A 22,692-nucleotide genomic window follows, 5' to 3' on the forward strand; every position below is an offset into this window, starting at 1 on the left:
TGGAGGAAACAGCAGTGAAGATCATGCGGCCCCTGAGCGCGGTGGGCATCGTCGCGAGCGCCGCCCTCGTGCTCGCCGCCTGTGGTTCCGACCCCGCGGCGACCAACAGCAGCAGCTCGAACTCGGCTTCGGCACCCGCTGCGACCGGCACCGCCGACGTGGAGTGCGGTGGCAAGAGCCCGCTCTCCGCCGAAGGTTCGTCGGCCCAGAAGAACGCCATCGACATCTTCACGCAGCAGTACAGCAAGAAGTGCCAGGGCCAGCAGGTCAACTACAACCCCAGCGGTTCGGGCGCCGGCGTCAAGCAGTTCAACGCCAACCAGATCGACTTCGGCGGCTCGGACTCGCCGATCAAGGACGCCGACGCGGCCGCCGCCAAGGCCCGCTGCGCCAGCGACGCCTGGAACATCCCGCTCGTCGTCGGCCCGATCGCGGTCGCCTACAAGCTGTCCGGCGTGGACAAGCTGACGCTGACCCCGTCGGTCACCGCCAAGATCTTCAGCGGTGCCGTCACCAAGTGGAACGACCCGGCCATCAAGGCGGTCAAGGGCAACGAGAGCCTGAACCTGCCGGACAAGGCCATCCAGGTCGTGTCCCGCGCCGACGAGTCGGGCACCACCGACAACTTCCAGAAGTACCTGGGCGCGGCCGCGAAGGCCGACTGGACCAAGGGTGCCGGCAAGAAGTTCAACGGTGGCGTCGGCAACGGTGCGCAGGGCTCCAACGGCGTCGCGACCGCGGTGAAGGCCTCCGACGGCGGCATCACCTACGTCGAGGGCGCGTTCGCCAAGGACGGCCTGACCCCCGCCCTGATCGACAGCGGTTCCGGCGGCGTCGAGCTCAACGCCGCGAACGTGGCCAAGTCCCTGGACGCGGCGAAGTTCCTCAACGAGGGCTCGAACGACCTCGCGCTCGACCTCAACGGCATCTACGCCAGCAACACCCCGGGTGCCTACCCGCTGCTGCTGACGACCTACGAGATCGTCTGCTCGAAGTACGCGGACCCGAACGTCGCGAAGGCCGTCAAGGCGTTCCTGACGGTGGCGGCCACCGACGGTCAGCAGCCGCTGTCCGCCAAGGGCTACGTGCCGATCCCGCAGTCGCTGCAGACCAAGGTCCTGACCGCCGTCAAGGCCATCGCCTGATCCGGCGTTGCGACTGATTCCCGAGTGATAGAGGCTGGTCAGAAGTAGCTGATGAGCGAGTCATCCTCGACGCGAACGCCCACCGGCGACCCCGGTGGGCGTTCGTCGTCCGTCACGACGCCCCCGGAGGTCCCGATTTCGGAGCAACCAGCCTCGCCGGCGGCGCCCGAGCCGCCCGCGAGCGAAAAACCGAAGAAGCGGCCCGGTGACCGCATCTTCCAGAACCTGACCACCGGGGCCGGGATCTTCGTCGTCGCCCTGATCGGCCTGATCGGGATCTTCCTGCTCATCCAGGCGATCCCGGCGCTGCAGGCCGACAAGGCCAACTTCCTGACCAACCACGGCTGGTCGACCAACGACCCGGCGAACATGTCGTTCGGCATCCTCGACCTGCTCGAGGTGACCGTGGCGACGTCGCTGGTGGCGCTGATCATCGCGATGCCGGTGTCGCTGGGCATCGCGCTGTTCCTGACCCAGTACGCGCCGAAGCGGCTCGCGCGGCCGTTCGCGTACGTCATCGACCTGCTCGCCGCGGTGCCGTCGATCATCTTCGGCCTCTGGGGCATCCTGGTCTTCGCCCCGGCGATCGAACCGTTCTCGCAGTGGATCAACGACACGTTCTCGTGGTTCCCGCTGCTGGCGCCCGGCAACGTCGCGCCGAGCGTGCGCGGCACGATCTTCACCGCCGGCATCGTGCTGGCCGTGATGATCCTGCCGATCATCACCTCGCTCTCGCGCGAGGTGTTCGAGCGGACGCCGGTTCCGCACCTCGAGGGCGCGCTGGCCCTCGGCGCCACGCGCTGGGAAGTCATCCGCACCACGGTGCTCCCGTTCGGCAAGGCCGGCTACATCGGCGCGTCCATGCTCGGCCTCGGCCGCGCGCTGGGCGAGACGATCGCGCTGGCCGTCATCCTGCTCATCCCGCAGGGCCGCAACTTCGACTGGAGCCTCTTCGACGGCGGTTCCACGTTCGCCTCGAAGATCGCCGCCAACTACAGCGAGTTCAACAACGAGATCTCGGCGGGCGCGTACATCGCGGCCGGCCTGGTGCTGTTCGTGCTCACCTTCCTCGTCAACTTCGCGGCGCGGTCCGTCATCGGCAAGAAGGGGGACTGAGCATGTCCGTGTCCACGCTCGAAGCTCCCGCGACCACCCCGGCGTTCCAGCAGGTCAGCCTGGCCCGCAAGCTCAAGAACGGGCTGGCGACCACGCTGGTCTGGCTGTCGTTCCTGATCGCCGTCGTCCCGCTGGTGTGGGTGCTGTACACGGTCGTCGCGAACGGCATCAAGCGCATCCCGTACACCAACTGGTGGTCGCAGGACCTGGGCAACTTCCTGTCCGACGAGGTCGGCGGCGGCGTGCTGCACGCGATCATCGGCAGCCTGCTGCAGGGCCTCGTGTGCGCGGTCATCGCGGTGCCGATCGGCATGCTCGTCGCGATCTACCTCGTCGAGTACGGCCGGGGCAAGCTCATGAAGGCCACCACCTTCATGGTCGACATCCTCTCCGGTGTCCCGTCGATCGTCGCCGCGCTGTTCATCTACGCGCTGTGGATCACCACGTTCGGCCTGCCGCGCAGCGGTTTCGCCGTGTCGCTGGCCCTGGTGCTGCTGATGATCCCCGTCGTCGTCCGCTCGTCGGAGGAGATGCTGCGGATCGTCCCGGACGACCTGCGCGAGGCGTCGTACGCGCTGGGCGTGCCGAAGTGGAAGACGATCGTGAAGATCGTGCTGCCGACGGCCCTGTCCGGCATCATCGGCGGCATCATGATGGCGCTGGCCCGCGTGATGGGGGAAACCGCGCCGCTGCTCGTCCTGGTCGGCTATTCCGCCTACACGAACTGGGACATCTTCAGCGGCGAGCAGGCGGCGCTCCCGCTGCTGATGAACAACGAGCGCGTCACCAACTCGATGGATCCCGGCTCGGTCGGCTTCGACCGGATCTGGGGCGCCGCACTGACCCTGGTGCTCATCATCGCGGTCATCAACCTCCTCGCCACCGTGTTCGCGCGCCTTGTCGCCCCGAAGAAGAAGTGAGCTGTAAGCCATGGCAAAGCGAATCGACGTCAAGGACGTGGACATCTACTACGGCAAGTTCCACGCCGTCGACGGTGTCACCCTTTCCGTGCCGCCGCGCAACGTCACCGCGTTCATCGGCCCGTCGGGCTGCGGCAAGTCGACGGTGCTGCGCACGCTGAACCGCATGCACGAGGTCATCCCCGGCGCCCGCGTCGAGGGCGATGTCCTGCTGGACGGCGAGAACATCTACGCGTCGTCGGTCGACCCGGTGCAGGTGCGCCGCACGATCGGCATGGTGTTCCAGCGCCCCAACCCGTTCCCGACGATGTCCATCAAGGACAACGTCGTCGCGGGGCTGAAGCTGGGTGGCACCAAGGGGAAGAAGACCCTCGACGACATCGCCGAGCGCGCCCTGCGCGGCGCGAACCTGTGGAACGAGGTCAAGGACCGCCTCAACAAGCCGGGTGGCGGGCTTTCGGGTGGTCAGCAGCAGCGCCTCTGCATCGCCCGCGCGATCGCGGTGCAGCCGGACGTCCTCCTGATGGACGAGCCGTGCTCGGCCCTCGACCCGATTTCGACGCTGGCGATCGAGGACCTGATCGGGGAGCTGAAGAAGGACTACACGATCGTCATCGTCACGCACAACATGCAGCAGGCGGCGCGGGTTTCCGACCAGACGGCGTTCTTCAACCTGGCGGGCGTGGGGCAGCCGGGCCGGCTGGTGGAGCTCAACGACACGGAGAAGATCTTCTCCAACCCGAACGAAAAGGCCACGGAGGATTACATTTCCGGCCGTTTCGGCTGAGTCGTCGTTGAGGGAAAAGGCCTTTCTCGCCGATGCTCGGGGCCGGCGAGGAGGGCCTTTTCATTTGTCCTTTGTGGAGCATCGGACACCGTGCGGTCTTTACGAAAAAGCCCCCGGCCGCGGCCGGGGGCTTTTTCGAGTGGGTGCTCAGATGTCTTCGTCGGAGCCGTAGCCCGGCATCTTGCCGGTCACCACGAAGATCATCCGCTTCGCGACCGACACCGCGTGGTCGGCGTAGCGCTCGTAGAAGCGGCCCAGCAGCGTCACGTCAACCGCCGCGGCCACGCCGTGCGGCCACTCGCGGTCCATCAGGACCGTGAAGAGGTGGCGGTGGATGTCGTCCACCTGGTCGTCGTCGGATTCGACGTTCTTCGCCGCTTCGACGTCCTTCGTCTTGATGACCAGCTCGGTCGACCGGGCCAGCTTCACCGCGACCTCGCCCATCTCGGCGAAGTACGGCTTCACCGCCTCGGGCAGCACCGGGTCGGGGTGACGGCGCCGGGCGGCCTTCGCCACGTGCAGCGCCAGATCGCCCATCCGCTCCAGGCTTTCGGCGGCGTGGATCGCCGCCAGCACCGTGCGCAGATCGGTGGCCACGGGCGCCTGCAGGGCCAGCAGGGCGTACGCCTGCTCCTCGCAGTTGGCGCGGGCGTCGTCGACCTTGGCGTCGTCGCTGATCACCTGTTCGGCGAGACTGAGGTCGACCTCCAGCAGTGCCCGCGTGGCGCGCTCCATGGCGTCGGCGACCTGGACCGACATGGCGGCCAGGTTGACGGCGAGCTGTTCGAGTTCGACATGGTAAGCCTCACGCATGGCCCAACCCTACGGCCAACCGTGACCAAACACCGCATCGCCGGGTGAACCGCACGTGAACCCGGACTAACGATCCTCGCGGATCAGCCCGTGGTGCTCGTCTTCTTGCTCGTCGTCGACTTGGACGTGCTGGTCTTCGACTTCGACGTGCTCGTCGGCTGGCCCTGCTCGCTCACGGGGATGGGCGCGTTCGGGTCCGGCAGCGAGGTGTTGTTGCGCAGGGCGTCGAACAGCGCCTGCGCCTTGCTGCGGACGAGGACCTCGTTGCCGCGGTTGTTGGGCAGGCCGACCGTCGGCACGGTGAGGAACGTGATCTTCGACTGGTCGAGGCCCTTCATCGACTGCGCCAGCGTCATCATCTGCTTGACGCCGAGGTTGTCGCCGAAGGTGGCGTTCGCGAACGCCGTGATGAAGTCGCTGAGCTTGCCGGGGTCGAGGACGACGTCGGACGACATGACCTTCTTCAGCAGCGCCCCGATGAACTCCTGCTGCCGCTTGATCCGGCCGTAGTCGGACGTCGGGTCGCCCTTGACGTGCCGCGCACGGACGAAGTTCAGCGCCTGGTCACCGGAGATCGTCACGTCGCCGGTCTCCAGCAGCACCTTGCCGAGGGTCGTGTCGTCGATCGGGATCTCGTTGTGGATGGTGACGCCGTGCACCGCGTCGACCATCGCCTTGAAGCCGTTGAAGTCGATGCCGACGAAGTGGTTGATCCGCAGCCCGGTGATCTGCTGGATCACCTTCGTGATGCACGGCGGGCCGCCGACCGCGTACGCGGTGTTGAGCTTGGCGATCTTCTGGCCGGCGACCTTCTCGTCGGTCGTCTTGCTCTGCGCCGGGTCCCAGCGCTGGCAGTCGGGGCGGGCGATCTCGAGGTCGCGCGGGAACGACGTGACGACGACCCGCTGCCGGTCGGCCGGGATGTGCGCCACCATCACGGTGTCACTCCGGGCGCCGGGGTTGCTGTCCGCGGTGCCGACGCCTTCCTCGGCGGACGCGCCGTCGCGGGTGTCCGAGCCGACCATCAGGAAGTTCTCGTCGTTGGCCTGCGCGTCGGCGTCCTGGATGTCGGACGAGTTCTCGTCGAGCGCGGAGATCTGGGTGAACTTGGCGTCGAAGTAGGTCTGGGCGCCCCACGCACCGCCGATGCCGAGGAAGACGAGCCCGGCGACGACGGCCGCGGCGATCCGGCCGAACCGGACCGAGCGCTCGATCTTCCGCGCCTTCTTCTCCTGCAGCCGGGTCTGCTCGGCGTCGACCTCTTCTTCGGGGGCCGGCGCCGGCGTGACGACGCGCTGGAGCGCCGTACGGGTGCTCTCGATCAGTGAAGCCGGCGAAAGGCGGTCCCGGCGTTCGCGTCGCTTCGCCTCTTCGGCGTTCCCCTCGTCGTGCGCGGCCGAGAACCGGGCGAGGGTGTGGTCGATCTTGCGGCGGTACTGCGTCGCCTCGTCGATCGCTTCCATCTCGTCGGTCATGGTCAGCGGGTCGAGCTCGGCGCGCGACGGCACCGCGCCCGGACGGCGGAGCGGGGCGGCCGCTTCGGACGGCCGCGGGGGCGCGCCGACCTCCGGCACGGCGGCCTCGGCGTCCGGCGCCGGGCGCGGGGGCACCGGGGAGTCCGGGGTGGGCCGCTTGCGCGCGGGTGCCGCGGGGGGTTCGGCCGCCGCGGCGACCGGCGGCCGGCGAGGTCCGTCGGCGGCGGGGCGCTGAGGCGCGGGACCGTCGGCGGGAGCCGCGGAACGTCGGGGTGCGGGTCCGTCGGCCGCGGGCCGCAGGGGCCGTCGGGGTGCGGCGCTGTCATCCGCCGTGGGACGCGGGGGCACGGCCCCCTCGGCGGCGGGGCGCTGACGGGCGGGACGGGGTGCGGCAGCGCCATCGGCCGGCCGCTGGGCGGCGTCGGACGCCGCGGCGGCAGCGCGCTGGCCGGGGCGGCGGAGCCCGGTGCCGTCATCGGCTGCCGGGCGCTGGGGCGCGGGTCCGTCGGCCGCGGGGCGCCGGCGAGCGGCGCTCTCCGGGCGGCGGGGCGCGGCGGCCTCGTCAGCTGCGGGGCGCTGACGTGCGCTGTCGGGTCGCTGAGGGCCGGCGGCGTCATCGGCAGTGGGGCGCTGGGGCGCGGCGCCGTCGGGACCGGCCGCGGGACGGCGGAGGCGCCGAGGCGGCTGCGCCGCGGCCGACGTCTGCTGCGGGCCCGGGTTCGCGACCGGCGGCCGGCGCTGGAGCGGCGCCTCGGGCAGCGGGGCGGCCGCCGTCGTGCGGCGCGGCTGACGCGGCCGGGGCGGGCGCGGTTGACGAGTGGCGTCCGTGGGTACTGGGTTGTCGGCGGGAGGCTGCGGTGCCCGCGAGTGCGCGCCGCGCGCCGGAGCCGGCGGGGCGGGTGGTTCGGCCGCTCGGGCACGGTGTCCGGGCTGCTCGGGACGGTCTTCGCGGGGCGGTACCGGGCGAACGCCGGTCGACTTGGCGACGACGTCCGAGACGCTGATCCCGCCCTGGTCCTCCATCGACCGGCGTCTGCCGGTGCGGGGCCGCGCGGGACCGTCGGAACGGCGACCGGTTCCCGGGCTGTCGTGCTCGTCCGGCACTCGGTCTCCTTTCGCGCGATCGAAGGCGGGTTCGTGACTTGGCCGTCTTCCCCCGCGAGAGGTGATCGTTCCCCGGGAGGTTTTCGTTATCGTACGGATACCCCCCGTTCGTGACGACACCCTCCCGGAATTTTCTTCACCTTGAGTCGACGAACGGCGGCTGGCCGTCGACAAACGGGTGAAGGGTGCCCGCAGCTTTCCGGGGTAATGGGGTGTTTACGTTACTCAGAGTGGGTTATTAACTGCGTGCTTTGCGCGTCCTGATAAGCGACTTTGTTCCGCCCGGCCCGTTTCGCCGCGTAGAGCAGGTCGTCGGCGTCGCGCAGCTGGCGCTCGGGCGGCGTCGGGGCGTCCGGTCCCTCGTGGGCGAGCCCGGCGCTGATGGTCACGTGCAGCCCCGGCTGGAGTTCTGACCAGGGGTGACGGGCGACGCGCACCCGGGCGGCGTCGACGATGCGGACGGCGTGGCCCGCGTCGACGCCGGGCAGCCACAGCACGAACTCCTCGCCGCCGTAGCGGGCGCAGAACCCCTCCGGCGGCAGCCCCTCCTGGAGCAGATCGGCCACCCGGCGGAGGACGCGGTCGCCGACGAGGTGACCGTACGTGTCGTTCACGTGCTTGAAGCGGTCGAGATCGACGAGCGCGATGCCCAGCGCCGGCCGCAGCCGATCGGTGAACGGTCCGTACAAGCGCTCGTCGAGGTAGCGGCGGTTGAAGCTCGACGTCAGCGCGTCGCGCAGGCTGCCGTCACGGGCGATGTCCAGCGCGGAGCGGAGGTGCTGGTAGGCGCGGCGCCAGTCGCCCTGGGTCGCGAAGAGCGTGGCGACGGCCTCGTGGAGACGCAGCAGGTCCGGCGGCTGCGGGCTCCGGCGCAGCACGCCTTCGTCCCCGGCGACCATGCCCACCTCCACCACGCATTGGTTGTCGTCGCAGTGGAGGCCGCTCTTGAGGCACGGGTGCGCGCGAAGGTGAATTTCGCTCAAACGGGACTGCGGTAGTGACGCTCCGGAGTTGTCGTGTCAGAGTCCGGTGAAGGGTTCGATGCCCTTGAGCTGGGAGAACTGATCCTTGGCCCAGTAACTCACATTAGCCGTCTCGTCGTTCAGTAGCTCTTGGTAGTCGGCCCAGCTGACCCACCGCCAGTCGCCGACCTCGGCCGGGTTCGGCTCGGGCTCGGCGTCGGCCCAGGCGGCGAAGACCGGGCAGAACTCGTTCTCGACGATCCCCTGGAACGGCGGCGTCCGGTAGCGGTAGCTCGGCAGCACACAGTGCAGCCCGGACAGCGACGGCAGCCCGATCTCGTAGGCCGCGCGCCGGCGGACGGCGTCCTCGAGGGGCTCGCCGGGCGCCGGGTGCCCGCAGACGCTGTTCGTCCAGACCCCCGGCCAGACCTTCTTGTGCAGCGCCCGCTGGGTGATCAGCAGGGCGTTGTCGCCGCGTCGCAGGACGTAGCAGGAGAAGGCCAGGTGCAACCGGGTGTGCTCGTGGTGACTGGCCAGCTTCGGACCGGTCTCGCCGGTGGGCACGCCGTCTTCGGTGACGAAGACGACCTGCTCGGTCTCGGGTTCGGTAGCGATGTCCACAGGCCCAGTGAACACGACGAGGCCGCGTGCCTCGTACCGCGAGGCGGGTGGGTTACCGGCGGTCCGCCCGGCCGGGTGACGGGCCGTTACCGCGCGTCGAGGTGCTCGACGATGAGCGACGTGACGGCTTCCGGCGCCTCTTCCGGCGCCCAGTGCGTGACGTCTTCGAGCATCTCGAACCGGAACGGCCCGGTGACCCAGTTCGCGGTGTCGAGCGCGGCGGCCGAGCCGAACGAGACGTCCTCGGTGCTCCAGATGTACAGCGTCGGCACGGAGACCTTGCCGATCTTCCCGCCCGGCCGGCCCGCGCGGTACCAGTTGAGCGCCGCGGTGAGCGCGCCCGGCTCGGACAGCCGCTGCACGTAGTCCTCGATCTTGTGCAGCGGAACCCGCCGTTCGAACATGTCCCGCAGCGCGCGGGCGTCGTTCTCCAGCATCCGGCGCTCGGTGACGCGGGTCTGCCGCCACTCGGTCATGTAGCGCGTCCGCAGGTGCTGGTCTTCGTCGGTCTTCATGGCCTCGGCGAGCGCGGCGGGGTGCGGCGTGGAGACGACGGCGAGACTGCGCAGCCGATCGGGGTGCGCGTCGGCGGTCCACCAGGCGACGGCCCCGCCCCAGTCGTGCCCGACGAGGTCGAACTCCCGCCAGCCGAGCTGATCGGCAATGGCGACGACGTCCGCGACGAGGTGATCGATCGAGTACTCGGAGGCCTGCTCGGGCCGCACCTGGGGCGAGTAGCCCCGCTGATCCGGCGCGACGGCCCGGTACCCGAGCACCCCGAGGGTGGCGACCTGGTGCTCCCACTCGACGGCGGCCTCGGGAAAGCCGTGCAGCAGCAGCACGGGCCGCCCGTCTTCGGGCCCGGCGGCGATGGCGTCGAAGGAACCGGCTTCCGTGGGGATGCTGATGTGGTCGATCACGGACCCGAATCTACTTCGAGCCGGTGAACGGCGAGTGGTCGGTCACGGGGACGGTTCGTGAGCCAGCGGGACAGCGTCCTGATGTCCCGCAGGTCTTTGGGGCGCATGAGGAGCCGCTTGTAGCGCAGTACGTCATCAAGTGGTGCGAACGGGATGCCGTCGATGAACTCGGCCCGGGCGATCAGATCGTCGGCCTCCCAGCGGGGCGCGAACCAGCCGGTGAACACTTCGATCTCCCCGTCGCCGATCGATCGCAGCGGCGCGCCGTCCACCGCGCCCGCTCCCGGCCGGCCGAGGGCACACGCCGCACGCCACGCCGAGCCGCGGGCCACCAGGTCCAGGTCGTCGATGTCGCTGATGATCCCGTGCGCGAACATCGGGCCACTGCCGAACACGACGTAGTCGCCGGTGTCGAGCGCGAGGTCGCGCAGCCGCTGGATGAGCGGGTGGCACAGCCTCCTGGCCGGCGAGGTCATCCCTTCGCCTTCGGTTCGCGTGGCGGTTCGTCCCGATCGCTCGTGAGGGCGCGGATGATTTCGGCTCGATCCTGGGGCGGACACCCTTCGAGCGCCTTGGTCAGGCGATCGTTCTTCGATTTCTCCCGGATCGCCGTGCTGCGCACTGTGCACCACGCTTTGGTGACCATCGCGATGGTCATTCCCACGGCGCCGGCAACCCATTCCGCGTTGTCGAGCAGACTGGTGAACACCGCCGGCTCACTGGGACGCCGTGCGGCTGCCGTCGGCGATTTCGGTCAGCGCTCCGGTGTCCCGGACGCAAACCAGCTGCCGGCCGGTGCTGATCATGCCGCGCTCCTTGAAGATCCGGACGATCTTCTTGACGGAGTCGATCGACGCCCCGGTCAGCGCGGCCAGATCTTGTTGGCTGAGCGGGATTGCCGGGCCGTGGGCCGTGTCCTTGCCGATACCCTGCCCGGTCAGCTCCACCAACGTCTTCGCGAGCCGCTGCTCCGCCGCCAAGTCGGTGTCGACGATCTTTCGCGCGTTCTCGTAGGAACGGCCGTGCGCGGCGACAAGCTGTGCGTGCATCGCCCGGGGGTTGTCGTACAAGAATCGCAACCAGGCCTCGGCGGGCAATCGGAGTACTTCGACGGAATCCATCGCGATCGCACTGGCGGTGCGCGGCTGTGGCCAGATCGCCGCCATTTCGCCGACGGTTTCCCCCGGGCCGCGGACCGCGATGATCCGCGGACGGCGGCCGATGACCACCTTGATGTGCCCCTTCTTGATGAGGAGGGCGTAGTCGGTCTCTTCGCCCTCCAGGAAGAAGGTGTGGCCCTCTTCGCGCAGAAGGGTCTGGCCCACCGTCTCAAGGTGCGCAAGCTCACTGTCCGTGAGGAGCGGTAGTCCCTGTTCGCGAAGCGACTTGGCCATGTTGAAGAGTGTAAAAATACACTCTGGTATCGGCAAGCCACCGCTAGAGTGATTCAGGTGCTGGTCAGCACCTCGTCCGTCGTGGCCACCTTCACCAACGGCCCATACAGCCGCATGATGTCCAGCGCCTTCGTGTGGCTTTCGTCGTCCACGCCCGCGCACGCGTCGGACACCACCGTCACCGCCACGCCCGCGTCCGCCGCCGCCAGTGCCGTCGACAGCACGCAGCAGTCCGTCGACACTCCCGCCAGCACCAGGCGGGCGCCGCCGACCCGGGTCGCCAAGCGCGGGGTCCACTTGCCGAACGTTGTCGCGTCCACTGTGGATGGCGGGTCGAACTCGGGGATCACCTGGTACAGCTGGTCATCCGGTGGCCGCAGTGCGAACGGCCACTGCTCGTAGTACTGCTTCCACGCCCCTTCCGGGTGCGCGGGCGCGATGAAGCGCGTGAAGACGACGTCGTTGCCGAACGCCGTCACCAGGCGGTGGATCGGCGGCAGGATCTCGGCGAAGCGCGGGGTGAACCATTCGCTCGCCGGGGTGGCGAACACGTTCTGCAGGTCGATGACCGCCAGGACCGACCTCACGCCGCCTCCTGCGCGCGGACGCGGTGCCGCGTAAGCAAAGTGACCACGAAACCGAGCACCAGCGCCACGAGGACGCCGAGGTTCGCGTACGCCCACGAGCCGTCGCGTCCGCCGAGGCCGAACGGCTCCAGGAGGTAGCCCTGCCACGCCAGCCAGCCGGCCGCGGTGTTCGTGACCAGGCCCCAGCCGAGCGCCGTCGCCACCAGGACCAGCGCGATCGGCCCGGGCCGGACGTCGCCGTAGCGGCCGGCCGGGTCGAACAGGTCGCGCTCGGCGTAGTCGCGCCGGCGCAGCAGGACGTCCGCGAGCATCACGCCGCACCACGCCGCCACCGGCACGCCCAGCGTCACCAGGAAACCCTGGAACTGGTACAGGAACTCGCCGCCGAAGAACACGATGTAGATCGTGCCCGCCACCATGAGCACGCCGTCGACGAACGCCGCCACCGGCCGCCGCACGCGCAGCCCGGCCGACAGCAGCGCCAGCCCGGACGAGTAGATGTCCAGCACCGCGCCGCCGACCAGGCCGAGCACCGCGACGAGCGCGAACGGCACCAGGAACCACAGCGGCAGCAACGTCGTCAGCGCGCCGATCGGGTCCTTCGCGATGGCGCCGTTCAGCTCGGTTGACGAGCCCGCCAGCAGCAGCCCGAACACCAGCAGCACCAGCGGCGCCACCGACGCGCCGAACGTCGTCCAGCCGACCACGCCGCGGCTCGACGACGACCGCGGCAGGTAGCGCGAGTAGTCCGCGGCCGCGTTGACCCAGCCGAGGCCGAAGCCGGTCATCAGGAACACCAGCGCGCCGACCCACTGCTGCGCCGAGCCGGACGGCAGCGCGCTGACGGTGTCCCAGTGCACGTCGCCGACTACCAGGACGACGTAGACGACCGTGAGCACGCCGGTGATCCAGGTGATCCACGTCTGCAGCTTCATGATCGCGTCGAAGCCGAGGACACCGGCGGCGACGGTCAGCGCGGCCACGACGACCAGCGCGACCACCTTCGTCGGGGTCCCGCCGCCCCAGCCGAGCCGTTCGAAGACCGTCGACGTCGCGAGCGTCGCCAGCGCGGTGAGCACGGTTTCCCAGCCGACCGTGAGCAGCCACGAGATCGCCGACGGCAGCCGGTTGCCCCGGACGCCGAAAGCCGCGCGCGAGAGCAGCATCGTCGGCGCCGACCCGCGTTTGCCCGCGATCGCGATGAACCCGCACAGCAGGAACGAGAACAGGATGCCGACCACGCCGGCGACCAGCGCCTGCCCGAACGAGATGCCGAAGCCGAGGGTGAACGAGCCGTAGCTCAACCCCAGCACCGACACGTTCGCGCCGAACCACGGCCAGAACAGCTGCCGCGGCCGGCCGCGGCGCTCGGCGTCGTCGATGACGTCGAGGCCGTTGGTCTCCACCTTGAGCTTCCGGGTGCCCGCTTCGGTCATGGCCCGTCCCTGGGTCAGTAGGTGGTCCGACGCTGCCCGGTCCGCCGTCGCAGGGCGAGCAGCTCGTCGACGAGCGGCCCGAATTCGAGCCGGTTCACGGAAAGCACAGTCTCGACGACGTCGGGCTGGAACGCACCCACGCCGTGCGCGGCGCCGAGCATCGCGCCGCAGATCGCGGCGACCGTGTCGGTGTCGCCGCCGAGCCCGGCGGCCAGGCGCAGCGCCGCCGGCGGGTCGTCGCCCATGGCCTCGGCCAGCGCGAACGCCGCCACGACGGACTCCTGCGACGCGACCGACGTGCCGATCACGCGGGCGACCGCGTCGGCGACGGCGGCCGGAGCCATGCCCCGCACCCAGCCGCGGGCCCAGCCGATCCGGGCGGCGATCTCCCCGCCGGGCGCCCAGTGCCCGCGTTCCCCGCCTACGACGGCCGCGCGCTCGCCGGCGTCGAGCGCTTCGGCCAGGCTCGCGCCCTCGACCCCGGCGGACACGGTGGCGGCGACCGCGGCGGCGGACGCGATGCCGAGGCTGGTGTTGTGCGTGACGCGCGCGGTCGCGGCGACGGCGTCGACCAGCGTGGGGAGGTCGTCCACAGGAGTCGCGATGCCGACCGGCGTGACGCGCATGGCCGCGCCGTTGGTCGTCCCGGTGCGGCCGGCTTCTTCGGCGGGGACGCCGTCCTGGAGCCGCGAGAGCGCGCGTTTCGTCGACGGCCCGAGGAGGTCCGCCGAGCCGCGGCGGACCATGTCCGCCTCCCAGATGAGCAGGGCGTCGGCGAAGACGTGCGGCTCGACGGTGCCGCGGCCGTCGATGAGCAGGCGGGCCAGCAGGACGGCTTGCTCGGTGTCGTCGGTGACCGAACCGGCGGGCATCGACGGCGCGACCGGCTGCTCGGCGACGGCGGTGAGCAGGCCGGTGACCGGCCCGTAGGCGGCGGCGATGGCGGCGCGGGACATGGACTGCGTCGGCATGCCGAGCGCGTCGCCGACGGCGAGCCCGGTGAACGCGCCGAGCGCCCGGTCCCGCGCGTTCACCGGTGTCCGAAAGTGAGGTGGAACTGGAACCGGTCCGGGTCCAGCAAGCTGACGACCCGCTCGACGAGCCGGCCTTCGACGTCGACCGAAGTGCGTTCGGCGCGGAGGAAGAGCTCGCCGACGTCGCGGCCGAGGAGCTCGGCGTCGGCGGCGTCGAGTCGCTGGGTGCTGATCCACTGGTCGCCGCCGACGGAGATCCGCCCGGCGGCTTCGAGGGTCTTGGTGAGCGAGCCGTCCCGCAGGCCGGTTTCGGGGAGGCCGGCGAGCGGGCCGGCGGCGGAGACCGTGGCGGTCTCGAGCGAGACGCCGCGGTCGTGCTCCCGCCGCAGCCGCCGGACGGCGACGTAGGTCTTCTCACCGAATTCTTCTTCGAGGGCCCGGTCTTCGACCGTCTCGATGCCGAGGAGCTGGGTGGTGACGGGCGCCCCGGCGTCGGCGAGGGCGCGGGCCCAGCCGAGCCGCTGGTCGAGCTGCACGCCGTCGAAGGTGACGAACGACCCGACGCCGGCCTGGGTGGAGATGAGCTCGAGCTGCTGGAGCTCGGAGAGGGCGCTGCGGACGGTCCCGCGGCTGACCTGGTACTGCTCGGCGAGCTGGTTCTCGCCGGGGAGACGCTCACCGTGGGCGAGCCGGCCCGAGCGGATCAGGTCGGAGAGGTCGCCGACGAGCTGCTGCCGCTTGCTGTACATGTACACACCTGTACACGCTGCGTTCGTGCTGGTCAAGCGGCGACGAGCGGCTTGGACCGCGCCTCGCGGCCGACCATCTCACCGGCCTCCTTCGCGGACACCCCGGCGACCACCATGATCACCGCGAACGAGGCCACGAAGATGACCGTGCTCAGCCACACCATGGTCGAGATGGGCAGCGTGAAGGCACCGACCACGCGTGCGGCGCTCTCGAGCATGAACCCGACGCCCCAGATGAAGCTGCCGCGCCGCAGGACGGTGCCGAACCTCTTGTCCGCCCGCAGGCGTTCCCAGGCGGCTTCGTGGTCGGCCTTGCCGTGGGTGAGGAACGGGCGCAGGGTCTTCGTCATGATCGGCTGCGCGGTGAACGCGGAGATCAGGATGACGAGCCCGGTGATCCCGCTCCCGATCGAGTCCTTGGCGATCATCATGCGGGCATCCCCGGCGACGAAGGTCAGCAGCATGCCGACGACGTTGGTCACGAGGACGACGAGGGCCAGGCCGTTGAGGGTGCGGTGCTTGGCGAACTGGAAGAGCGTCCGGGCCAGCGGGAAGACACCGGAGAGGGCGAGCGCGGTGAAGTCGCTCGCGCCGAGCGAGTGGAGTCCGTAGTAGACACCGAGCGGGACGGCGATCTCGATGCCGAGCGTCTGGATCAGGGATCCGGGGCCGTTGTCGTTCGTCATGGGAAGAGCGTGTCGCGATCCGGGGTCCGGCAAGGATGCGATCCGCCACGATCAGGGGATTACAGATGTCACGACCTCACGTCCGGCGCGGCCACGTCGTCGTAGGGGTATGGCGACATTCTTGCGTTTCACGATCGGCCTGCAGACCTTGGCCGTGTTCCTCTCGCCGGTCACCGCCGGCCTGCTGTTGACCACGCCCCACGGGCATTCGCTGCACAGCGCGGCGGCGTACACGGTGTTCGTGGTGGCGATGGTGCACGTGGTGGCCGCGGTCCTGGCGTGGCGCCCTGGCGGCGGTCCACCCGGACCGATCGTCTCCGCGACCGTGTTCCTCGGGCTCGTGCTGGCACAGGTGGTGCTGGGCATCGCGCACGTGACGGTCGTGCACGTTCCCTTAGGAGTGCTGCTGTTCGGGTTCAGCCTGCTGCAGCTCAGCCGGGTCCGGTTTGATCCTGCCCGGGCGGCGGCTGCGTGAGCCGGTTTTGCGGCCCTGTGCGGCCGCCTCCCCTCACGGCGAGCGGTCCTTGGCGAGGCGGCCCGGCTTGAGAAGGCGGATGAGCGCGAGCGCGTGGGCGCGTCCGGCCCGGTCGGCCTTGAGCGACCACAGCGATACGGCTGCCAGCAACGCGAAGCGAGCTACCAAAAGAATGGCTGTGACCGCCCCGCCGATGATGCCGAGTTGCCCCATCCCAACCACCAGACCCTTCTGCGGACACACCTCACCTGCGAGATGTGATCCGTGGTCTCAGGTGGTCAGGTCATCGGCACTCCTATCGAGGCGGCATCTGGGCGCAAAAGCGCGGGGCAGGACGTTCAGCTTTCCCGGTCGAGCCGTCCGGGCGGTAGCGGCCGAACGTGTTTACGCGGAACCTGCCGATGTCGCAGGTTCTTCACGCACTCAGCCGCCGGAGTGCATGTCTTCCGCCTCCGGCACGCAGTCGTCGTCCGGGTCGTCCAGCCAGCCGTGCGGCAGTGTGACCTTGCCCGGGGAACCCTGGCGCCCGCGGGGGCCGTCGGCGTTGTCCGGGAACGGCGCGTCGTGGTCGAGGCGGCCGATGAGGTCGTCGAGTTCGGTCAGGCTGGACACCATCGCGAAGCCGCGGCGCAGTTCGGAGCCGACCGGGAAGTTCATGAAGTACCAGGCCATGTGCTTGCGCAGGTCGCGCAGGGCCTTGGTCTCGCCGTCGTGCTGGATGAGCAGCTCGGCGTGGCGGCGCAGGACGCGCGACACCTCGCCCAGGTTGGGCGGGGTCGGCAGCGGGCGGCCCGCGAACGCCGCCTCCAGCTCGCCGAACAGCCACGGCCGGCCGAGGCAACCGCGGCCGACGACGACGCCGTCGCAGCCGGTCTCGGCGACCATGCGCAGGGCGTCGGCGGCGGAGAAGATGTCGCCGTTGCCGAGGACCGGGATGCTCGTGACGGCTTCCTTGAGCGCCGCGATCTTGGTCCAGTCGGCCTGGCCGGAGTAGCGCTGCGCGGCGGTGCGCGCGTGCAGGCTGACGGCGGCCGCGCCTTCGGCTTCGGCGATGCGGCCGGCGTCGAGGAAGGTGCGGTGGTCGTCGTCGATGCCGATGCGGAACTTGACCGTGAACGGCACGTCGCCCGCCGCGCGAGCCGACTCCCGGACGATCGCCTCGAACAGCTTCCGCTTGAACGGCAGCGCCGCCCCACCGCCCTTGCGCGTCACCTTCGCGACGGGACAGCCGAAGTTGGAGTCGATGTGGTCGGCGAGGCCCTCGCCGACGATGATCCGGACGGCTTCGGCCATGGTCTTCGGGTCGACGCCGTAGAGCTGCATGGACCGGGGCTTCTCGTCGGGCCCGAAGGTCATCATGTGCATGGTCCCGGGGTGCCGTTCGACGACGGCGCGGGCGGTGATCATTTCGCACACGTAGATCCCGGCGCCGTACTCGGCGCACAGCTGCCGGAAGGCGACGTTGGTGATGCCGGCCATCGGGGCGAGCACCACTGGGGGATCGACCTGGTAGGGGCCGATCTTCAGGGCGGGCTTGCTCAGGGTGGCGGTCACGTCGTCCATTGTCGCCTGTGGTGTCGATCACGTCGACCAGGGGCGGTCAAGCCACGAGGTCGTCCCAGCGGACCAGGATCGCCGTGGCCAGGAGGCCGGCCACGATGATCTTGAGCAGGACCGTTCCGGTGGTCAACCCGGTGAGCGCCGTGAAGTCCAGCAGCACGCTCGCCGCGAACGCCGCCGCGAGCACCTTCGCGCCCCAGCGGCGGCGGAAGCCGAGCGCGAGGACGCCGGCCAGCTGGACCGCCGTCGCGAACACCGACAGCACGAACCACGGCGACGGATCGCCGCCGTGGCCGAGGTCGCCGGCCAGCACCCTGATCGCGGCGACCAGGAGCGCCAGCGTGCCCAGGCCGAAGACGACCAGCATCACCGGCAGGAAGATCCGGCCGGCGCCGACGGGCATGGCGCGTTCGGGAACACGGCGACGAGGCACGGCGAGCCTCCGCTCGACTCGGGAACCTTCACCCTGCCCGACCGGGTGCGCGGACTTCCACCGTGCTTTTGCCGCCAGCCCGGGACGTAGGGTTCGGAGCATGACCGACAAGCCCCTGCGCTGGGGAATCATGGGGACCGGTGGCATCGCCGAGTCCTTCGCCGAAGACCTCGAGCTGACCGGCTCCGGCGTCGTCGCCGCGGTCGGGTCGCGCACGGCCGAAAGCGCCGATGCCTTCGCCGAGCAGCGAGGCATCCCGGCCCGGCACGGCAGCTACGAAGCCCTCGCGAACGATCCGGACGTCGACATCGTCTACGTCGCCACGCCCCACCCCCTGCACCACGGCAACGCGCGGCTCGCGCTCGAAGCCGGCAAGCCCGTGCTGGTCGAGAAGCCGTTCACGATGAACGCCGAAGAGGCGCGTGACCTGGTCGGACTGGCGCGGGACAAGAACCTCTTCCTCATGGAAGCCATGTGGACGCGCTTCCTGCCGCACGTCCGGCACATTCGCGAGCTGCTGCCGAGCCTCGGCGACGTCGTCACGGTCACCGCCGACCACGGGCAGTGGTTCGCCGAAGACCCCGCCTTCCGGCTGTTCGCCCCCGAACTCGGCGGTGGTGCCCTGCTTGACCTGGGGATCTACCCCGTTTCGTTCGCGTCGATGGTGCTCGGCACGCCCGATCGCGTCGCCGCCATGGTGACGCCGGCCTTCACCGGCGTCGACGCGCAGACCTCGATGCTGTTCGGCTACGAGAGCGGGGCGCAGGCCGTGCTGAGCTGCACGTTGAGCGCGGCTTCGCCGACCACGGCCTCGATCGTCGGCACGGACGGGCGCATCGAGATCGATGGGCCGTTCTACGCGCCCGCGTCCTTCACACTCATCCCGCGCGTAGGCGCGCGAAGCCGCTTCGAGTACGTCGACGAGGGCCGTGGCCTGCGGCACCAGGCCGACGAAGTGGCGCGGCTGCTGGCCGCCGGTGAGACGGAGAGCCCGCTCATGCCGCTCGACGAGACCGTTTCGATCATGACGACCATGGACCGGGTACTCACCGCGGTTGAGTAGTGCTACGGATCCGCCGGAGTCCCCTTGTGGGTGACTCTGTCCGGTATGACCACCGAAGATGTGCTCCTCCGGCTCGCCGGCGAGATCGACGACCTGGGGCGTCGTCTCGCCGTGGTGGGCTCCGAACTGCGGACCGTCCAGGTCGAGCAGCCCAAGCAGGCCAAACCGGCCGAGCAGCCCAAGCAGGCTGAACAGCCCCAGGCTGAGCAGCCCAAGGCGGCCGAGCAGCCGCCACCGCAGCCTCAGCCGCAACCCCAGCCTCAGCCGCAACCCCAGCCTCAGCCGTGGCCCCAGCAGCCGCAGCAGCAGGTGCCGCCGCCGTGGCCTCAGAACCCCTGGCAGCCGCCCCGGCAGCACTACGTCCCGCCGCCCTCGCCCTACCTGCCCCCGCCGCGCCAGACGCTCGGCGAAAGGCTCGGCAAGGAGGGCGCGGGCAGCCGCGTCCTGGCCTGGGTCGGCGGAGCCGTGACGCTGCTCGGCGTCGTCCTGCTGCTCGTGCTGGCCGTCCAGCGGGGCTGGCTCGGTCCGCTGCCGCGCGTGCTCGTTGGCGCCGCCTTCGGGCTCGCGCTGACCGGCGCGGGCGTCTGGCTGCACCGCAAGCCCGCCGGCCGCACCGGGGCGTTCGCCCTGGCCTGGACCGGCATCGCGACGCTCTACCTGGACGCCGTCGCCGCGACGTCGCTGTACGACTTCCTTCCGGTGCTCGCCGGGCTCGCCGCGGGCCTCGCTATCGCCGTCGGCGGGCTGCTCGTGGCCCTGCGCTGGGAGTCGCCGCTGCTGGCTTCCGTGGTCGTCGTCGGCTGTGTGGTGTGCGCGCCGATGATCACCCGCGGGTTCACCCCGGAGCTCGTCGCCTTCCTGCTGATGGTCCAGCTCGCGACGGCGCCGGTGCAGCTGCGCCGCGACTGGTCGTCGTTGACGCTCGCCGCCGGGGTGCCGCCGTTGTTCGCCTCCGTCATCAGCACCGCGGTCGCGCACGGCACCTGGCAGAACACGGCTGCGGCGCTCGGTGCGGGCGTGGTCGGCATCGTGCTCGCGCTGATCGTCCTGCGCCGCCGCGAGAACGACCCCGCCGCGCTGTCCGTGCTGGCGACGGCGGTCGTCCCGACGCTGGTCGCGGCGCTGCTGCTGCCCAAGGTCCAGGCCGTGCCCGTCGCGGCCGGGGCCGGGGTCGTCCTCCTGGCCGTCTGGGCGACGCGCCGCTGGTGGCCGGGTCTCGCCGGGCAGCTGGCCGGGCTCGCCGGGCTGCTGGCGATCCTGCAGGCCACCGTCACGCAGTTCGACGGGCCGGCCCGCGCCGCGGTGCTGCTCGGCGAGGCACTGCTGCTCGTCTTGGCCGCGGTCGGCGGACGAAACAAGTTCGCGCTGGGGGCCGCGCTCGGCTTCGCGACGATCGGTGGCCTGATCGGCGTGTTCTTCGACGTCACGCCCGCGTTGCTGATGGTGTACCGGATCCGGCCGGCCGGTGACGTCGCCGGCGCGCTCGCGGTCGCCCTGCTGATCCTCGCGGTTTCGGTCGCGCTGCCGTGGGCCGCGGTGCGGCTGGCGGTCTTCCGGGGGCCGGCCGACGACCTGCCGATCTGGCTCGTCGCCGGGGTTTCCGCGCTCTACGGCGCCGCCGGGGTCGTGCTCTGCGCGTCGCTGCTGGCCGTCCCCGGGCGCACCGGCTTCCTCCTCGGCCACGCGCTGATAACGGTGTCCTGGACGATCGCGGCGCTCGTGCTGCTGCTGCGCGGGATCGCCGTGGTCGGGCTACGCGTGAGCGGGCTGGTCCTGGTCGGCGCCGCGGTGCTCAAGCTGGTGCTGTTCGACCTGGCCGCGCTGGACGGCCTGGCGCGGGTCGGTGCGTTCCTCGGCGCGGGGCTGGTCCTGCTCGCGGCCGGGACGCGGTACGCCCGGCTCGTCGCTTCGCGCTGACGCGGGAAGTAGACGCGGGAAGAAATTGTCGGTGCCTCGTGGTTACCTGGATCACACGACCGACGACCAGGGGGCATACCGATGGCAGAACCGAAACTCGCCGACCGCGCCGCGGAGAAGATCGGCTGGCTGACCACCGTCACGCCGAAGGGGCGGCCCGCGCCGCGGCCCGTGTGGTTCGTGCTCGAGGGCGACGACATCCTGGTGTTCAGCAAGCCGGACACCGCGAAGCTGCGGCACCTCGAGGCGAACCCCGAGGTGAGCTTCCACCTCAACGGCGACGAAAACGGCGGCGCGATCCTCGTCGTCAACGGGAAGGCGCGCGTCGAGGAGGGCAAGGCGTCCGAAGCGCCGGGCTACCTCGACAAGTACGGCTCGTCCTACGAGGCCATCGGGTTCGCGACGCCGGACGCGTTCGACGCCGAGTACTCCGTCCGCATCCGCGTGGTGCCCGACCGCTCCTGGGGGTGGTGAGGGTCAGTCCACAGCAGACAATTCAATACGCATCACCACGCGCCGCGGCGTGGGTGGCTGACCTCTTCGAACCCGGCGTCGGCGAACACCTGACGAGCGCCGACGTGTAGCTCGCCCCACGTGATCTCCTTGCCCGGCTGGGTGATCATCGGGTACACCTCGAGCGCGCGGGCCCCGCGTTCGCGGGCGAAGCCGATGGTGGCGCGGGCGAGCGGGTAGGTGAGGCCGCGGCCGCGGTAGCCCTTGCGGACGGCGAAGCACGTCACCGCCCAGACGCCGTCGTCGTCCTTGTCCTCGGCGCGGCCGGTCCACGGGACGCGCGAGCCGCGCAGCTTGGGGTAGGCGGTCCGCGGCTCGACGGCGACCCAGCCGGCCGGCTCGCCGTCGACGTAGGCCACCAGCCCGCTCGTGGCGGCGTCCGGCTCGCCGCAGGCGGTCTGGGCCCGCAGCATGGCGGTGCGCTGCTCCTGCGTGGAGTCGCGCCAGATCCAGCCGGCGACCTTGAACCGCTGGCACTGGCAGCGGCCGGGGTAGTCGGCCGTCCCGAAGACCGCGGCGACGTCGTCCCACGACGCCTCGTTGGCCGGGACGACGGTGACGGCCGCCGTCACGCCGGCGCGTCCTCGCCCACCAGGCCGTCCACGGCTTCGCGGAGCAGGTCGGCGTGACCGGTGTGGCGCGCGTACTCCTCGATCATGTCCGCGATGATCCGCCGCAGGTTCGGCGTGCGCCCGTCGGGCCAGGTGAAGCGGCCGGCTTGGCCGGCGTCGCCTTCGGCCAGGGCGGCGGCGACCTTCGCGCGGGACCGGACGACCGCCGCGTCCCACGGCGGCCCGATCGGCTCGCCGCGCAGCTTGACGGCGAACCAGTCTGCCTCGACGAAGGCGAGGTGCTTGAGCAGGCCGCCCAGCGTCATCGTGCTCGCCGCCGTGGTGGCGCGGAGCCCGTCGGCGTCGAGGCTCCCGCACTTCCAGGCGAAGGTGCGCCGGATGCGTTCGAGCGTGCTCAACAGCGTCGACATCTCGTCTCCGTCCACCACGAGCGTCGCCTCTGTGTCGGTCATGGCCGCGGAGCTTAAGAT

Annotated in this window: 26 protein-coding genes; 8 read left to right on the plus strand and 18 right to left on the minus strand. The window is 70.5% G+C overall.

The genetic code is table 11. The annotated features are described in order from the left end of the window. Positions 1-14 precede the first annotated feature (14 nt). The 4 genes from pstS to pstB are packed head-to-tail and all read left to right on the plus strand — an operon-like array spanning position 15 to position 3,968. Positions 15-1,145, plus strand: a complete 1,131-nt coding sequence (gene pstS, locus ACZ4TR_RS03060) for a phosphate ABC transporter substrate-binding protein PstS (protein WP_465285521.1) — start codon at positions 15-17, stop codon at positions 1,143-1,145. A gap of 51 nt (positions 1,146-1,196) precedes the next feature. Beyond that, positions 1,197-2,261 carry a phosphate ABC transporter permease subunit PstC gene (gene pstC, locus ACZ4TR_RS03065; protein WP_465285522.1) on the plus strand — a complete coding sequence of 355 codons (1,065 nt, stop codon included), beginning with the start codon at positions 1,197-1,199 and terminating at the stop codon, positions 2,259-2,261. A gap of 2 nt (positions 2,262-2,263) precedes the next feature. Then, entirely contained in the window at positions 2,264-3,181 is a 918-nt protein-coding gene (pstA, locus tag ACZ4TR_RS03070) for a phosphate ABC transporter permease PstA (RefSeq protein WP_465285523.1), read from the plus strand. Positions 3,182-3,191: 10 nt separating this feature from the next. After that, complete coding sequence (pstB, locus tag ACZ4TR_RS03075) at positions 3,192-3,968, plus strand: phosphate ABC transporter ATP-binding protein PstB (RefSeq protein WP_364524193.1); 777 nt, start codon at positions 3,192-3,194, stop codon at positions 3,966-3,968. A 147-nt stretch (positions 3,969-4,115) separates the two neighbouring features. Here the strand turns inward: pstB and phoU are convergent, their stop codons facing one another. The 13 genes from phoU to ACZ4TR_RS03140 all read right to left on the minus strand — a co-directional run bounded on the left by phoU (position 4,116) and on the right by ACZ4TR_RS03140 (position 15,689). After that, positions 4,116-4,781: a phosphate signaling complex protein PhoU gene (gene phoU, locus ACZ4TR_RS03080; RefSeq protein ID WP_364524191.1), complete on the minus strand. Its 666-nt coding sequence runs from the start codon at positions 4,779-4,781 to the stop codon at positions 4,116-4,118. A gap of 83 nt (positions 4,782-4,864) precedes the next feature. Further along, a complete protein-coding gene (locus tag ACZ4TR_RS03085) occupies positions 4,865-6,289 on the minus strand; it encodes an LCP family protein (RefSeq protein WP_465286277.1) in 1,425 nt (474 codons plus the stop codon). A 1,292-nt stretch (positions 6,290-7,581) separates the two neighbouring features. Continuing rightward, on the minus strand, positions 7,582-8,259 hold the full coding sequence (locus ACZ4TR_RS03090) for a GGDEF domain-containing protein (RefSeq protein WP_465285524.1): 678 nt from the start codon (positions 8,257-8,259) through the stop codon (positions 7,582-7,584). A gap of 120 nt (positions 8,260-8,379) precedes the next feature. Further along, entirely contained in the window at positions 8,380-8,943 is a 564-nt protein-coding gene (gene idi / locus ACZ4TR_RS03095; RefSeq protein WP_364524186.1) for an isopentenyl-diphosphate Delta-isomerase, read from the minus strand. Positions 8,944-9,029: 86 nt separating this feature from the next. Next, positions 9,030-9,863 carry an alpha/beta fold hydrolase gene (locus ACZ4TR_RS03100; protein ID WP_465285525.1) on the minus strand — a complete coding sequence of 278 codons (834 nt, stop codon included), beginning with the start codon at positions 9,861-9,863 and terminating at the stop codon, positions 9,030-9,032. After that, entirely contained in the window at positions 9,860-10,339 is a 480-nt protein-coding gene (locus tag ACZ4TR_RS03105) for a hypothetical protein (protein ID WP_465285526.1), read from the minus strand. Before ACZ4TR_RS03105 ends, ACZ4TR_RS03100 begins: the two co-directional genes overlap by 4 nt. Further along, the gene (locus tag ACZ4TR_RS03110) at positions 10,336-10,572 is read right to left on the minus strand and encodes a hypothetical protein (RefSeq protein ID WP_465285527.1); all 237 of its coding nucleotides are present in this window, start codon (positions 10,570-10,572) and stop codon (positions 10,336-10,338) included. Before ACZ4TR_RS03110 ends, ACZ4TR_RS03105 begins: the two co-directional genes overlap by 4 nt. A gap of 7 nt (positions 10,573-10,579) precedes the next feature. Then, entirely contained in the window at positions 10,580-11,293 is a 714-nt protein-coding gene (locus tag ACZ4TR_RS03115) for a Crp/Fnr family transcriptional regulator (protein ID WP_465285528.1), read from the minus strand. A gap of 17 nt (positions 11,294-11,310) precedes the next feature. Continuing rightward, positions 11,311-11,844, minus strand: coding sequence for a cysteine hydrolase family protein (locus ACZ4TR_RS03120; RefSeq protein WP_465285529.1), 534 nt, complete (start codon positions 11,842-11,844; stop codon positions 11,311-11,313). Continuing rightward, a complete protein-coding gene (locus tag ACZ4TR_RS03125) occupies positions 11,841-13,280 on the minus strand; it encodes a purine-cytosine permease family protein (RefSeq protein WP_465285530.1) in 1,440 nt (479 codons plus the stop codon). The genes ACZ4TR_RS03120 and ACZ4TR_RS03125 overlap by 4 nt, the downstream gene beginning before the upstream one ends. Before the next feature lie 14 nt (positions 13,281-13,294). Then, the gene (locus ACZ4TR_RS03130) at positions 13,295-14,314 is read right to left on the minus strand and encodes an ADP-ribosylglycohydrolase family protein (RefSeq protein ID WP_465285531.1); all 1,020 of its coding nucleotides are present in this window, start codon (positions 14,312-14,314) and stop codon (positions 13,295-13,297) included. Beyond that, entirely contained in the window at positions 14,311-15,003 is a 693-nt protein-coding gene (locus ACZ4TR_RS03135; RefSeq protein WP_465285532.1) for a GntR family transcriptional regulator, read from the minus strand. The genes ACZ4TR_RS03130 and ACZ4TR_RS03135 overlap by 4 nt, the downstream gene beginning before the upstream one ends. 32 nt (positions 15,004-15,035) lie before the next feature. Beyond that, complete coding sequence (locus ACZ4TR_RS03140; RefSeq protein WP_465285533.1) at positions 15,036-15,689, minus strand: VC0807 family protein; 654 nt, start codon at positions 15,687-15,689, stop codon at positions 15,036-15,038. A 121-nt stretch (positions 15,690-15,810) separates the two neighbouring features. Here ACZ4TR_RS03140 and ACZ4TR_RS03145 point away from each other — a divergent pair, with 121 nt between their 5' ends. Then, a complete protein-coding gene (locus ACZ4TR_RS03145) occupies positions 15,811-16,164 on the plus strand; it encodes a hypothetical protein (RefSeq protein ID WP_465285534.1) in 354 nt (117 codons plus the stop codon). 33 nt (positions 16,165-16,197) lie between these two features. Here the strand turns inward: ACZ4TR_RS03145 and ACZ4TR_RS03150 are convergent, their stop codons facing one another. The 3 genes from ACZ4TR_RS03150 to ACZ4TR_RS03160 form a co-directional block, all read right to left on the minus strand. After that, positions 16,198-16,377 (minus strand): hypothetical protein, encoded by a 180-nt coding sequence (locus ACZ4TR_RS03150; protein ID WP_465285535.1) that lies wholly within the window; start codon positions 16,375-16,377, stop codon positions 16,198-16,200. A gap of 210 nt (positions 16,378-16,587) precedes the next feature. Then, a complete protein-coding gene (gene dusB / locus ACZ4TR_RS03155) occupies positions 16,588-17,727 on the minus strand; it encodes a tRNA dihydrouridine synthase DusB (protein ID WP_465285536.1) in 1,140 nt (379 codons plus the stop codon). A 37-nt stretch (positions 17,728-17,764) separates the two neighbouring features. Continuing rightward, positions 17,765-18,157 (minus strand): hypothetical protein, encoded by a 393-nt coding sequence (locus ACZ4TR_RS03160; RefSeq protein WP_465285537.1) that lies wholly within the window; start codon positions 18,155-18,157, stop codon positions 17,765-17,767. A 100-nt stretch (positions 18,158-18,257) separates the two neighbouring features. On the opposite strand from ACZ4TR_RS03160, the gene ACZ4TR_RS03165 reads away from it, so the two are divergent. The 3 genes from ACZ4TR_RS03165 (at position 18,258) to ACZ4TR_RS03175 (ending at position 21,611) form a co-directional block, all read left to right on the plus strand. Beyond that, positions 18,258-19,220, plus strand: coding sequence for a Gfo/Idh/MocA family protein (locus ACZ4TR_RS03165; RefSeq protein ID WP_465285538.1), 963 nt, complete (start codon positions 18,258-18,260; stop codon positions 19,218-19,220). Positions 19,221-19,265: 45 nt separating this feature from the next. Next, positions 19,266-21,137, plus strand: a complete 1,872-nt coding sequence (locus ACZ4TR_RS03170) for a DUF2339 domain-containing protein (protein ID WP_465285539.1) — start codon at positions 19,266-19,268, stop codon at positions 21,135-21,137. Positions 21,138-21,218: 81 nt separating this feature from the next. Continuing rightward, positions 21,219-21,611 carry a TIGR03667 family PPOX class F420-dependent oxidoreductase gene (locus ACZ4TR_RS03175; RefSeq protein WP_465285540.1) on the plus strand — a complete coding sequence of 131 codons (393 nt, stop codon included), beginning with the start codon at positions 21,219-21,221 and terminating at the stop codon, positions 21,609-21,611. Between the two features lie 32 nt (positions 21,612-21,643). Here ACZ4TR_RS03175 and ACZ4TR_RS03180 read toward each other — a convergent pair whose 3' ends face one another. Then, positions 21,644-22,222 carry a GNAT family N-acetyltransferase gene (locus tag ACZ4TR_RS03180; protein WP_465285541.1) on the minus strand — a complete coding sequence of 193 codons (579 nt, stop codon included), beginning with the start codon at positions 22,220-22,222 and terminating at the stop codon, positions 21,644-21,646. Beyond that, the gene (locus ACZ4TR_RS03185) at positions 22,219-22,674 is read right to left on the minus strand and encodes a mycothiol transferase (protein ID WP_465285542.1); all 456 of its coding nucleotides are present in this window, start codon (positions 22,672-22,674) and stop codon (positions 22,219-22,221) included. The genes ACZ4TR_RS03180 and ACZ4TR_RS03185 overlap by 4 nt, the downstream gene beginning before the upstream one ends. Between the last annotated feature and the right edge of the window lie 18 nt (positions 22,675-22,692).

It is taken from the genome of Amycolatopsis sp. NPDC028719 (assembly GCF_055565395.1).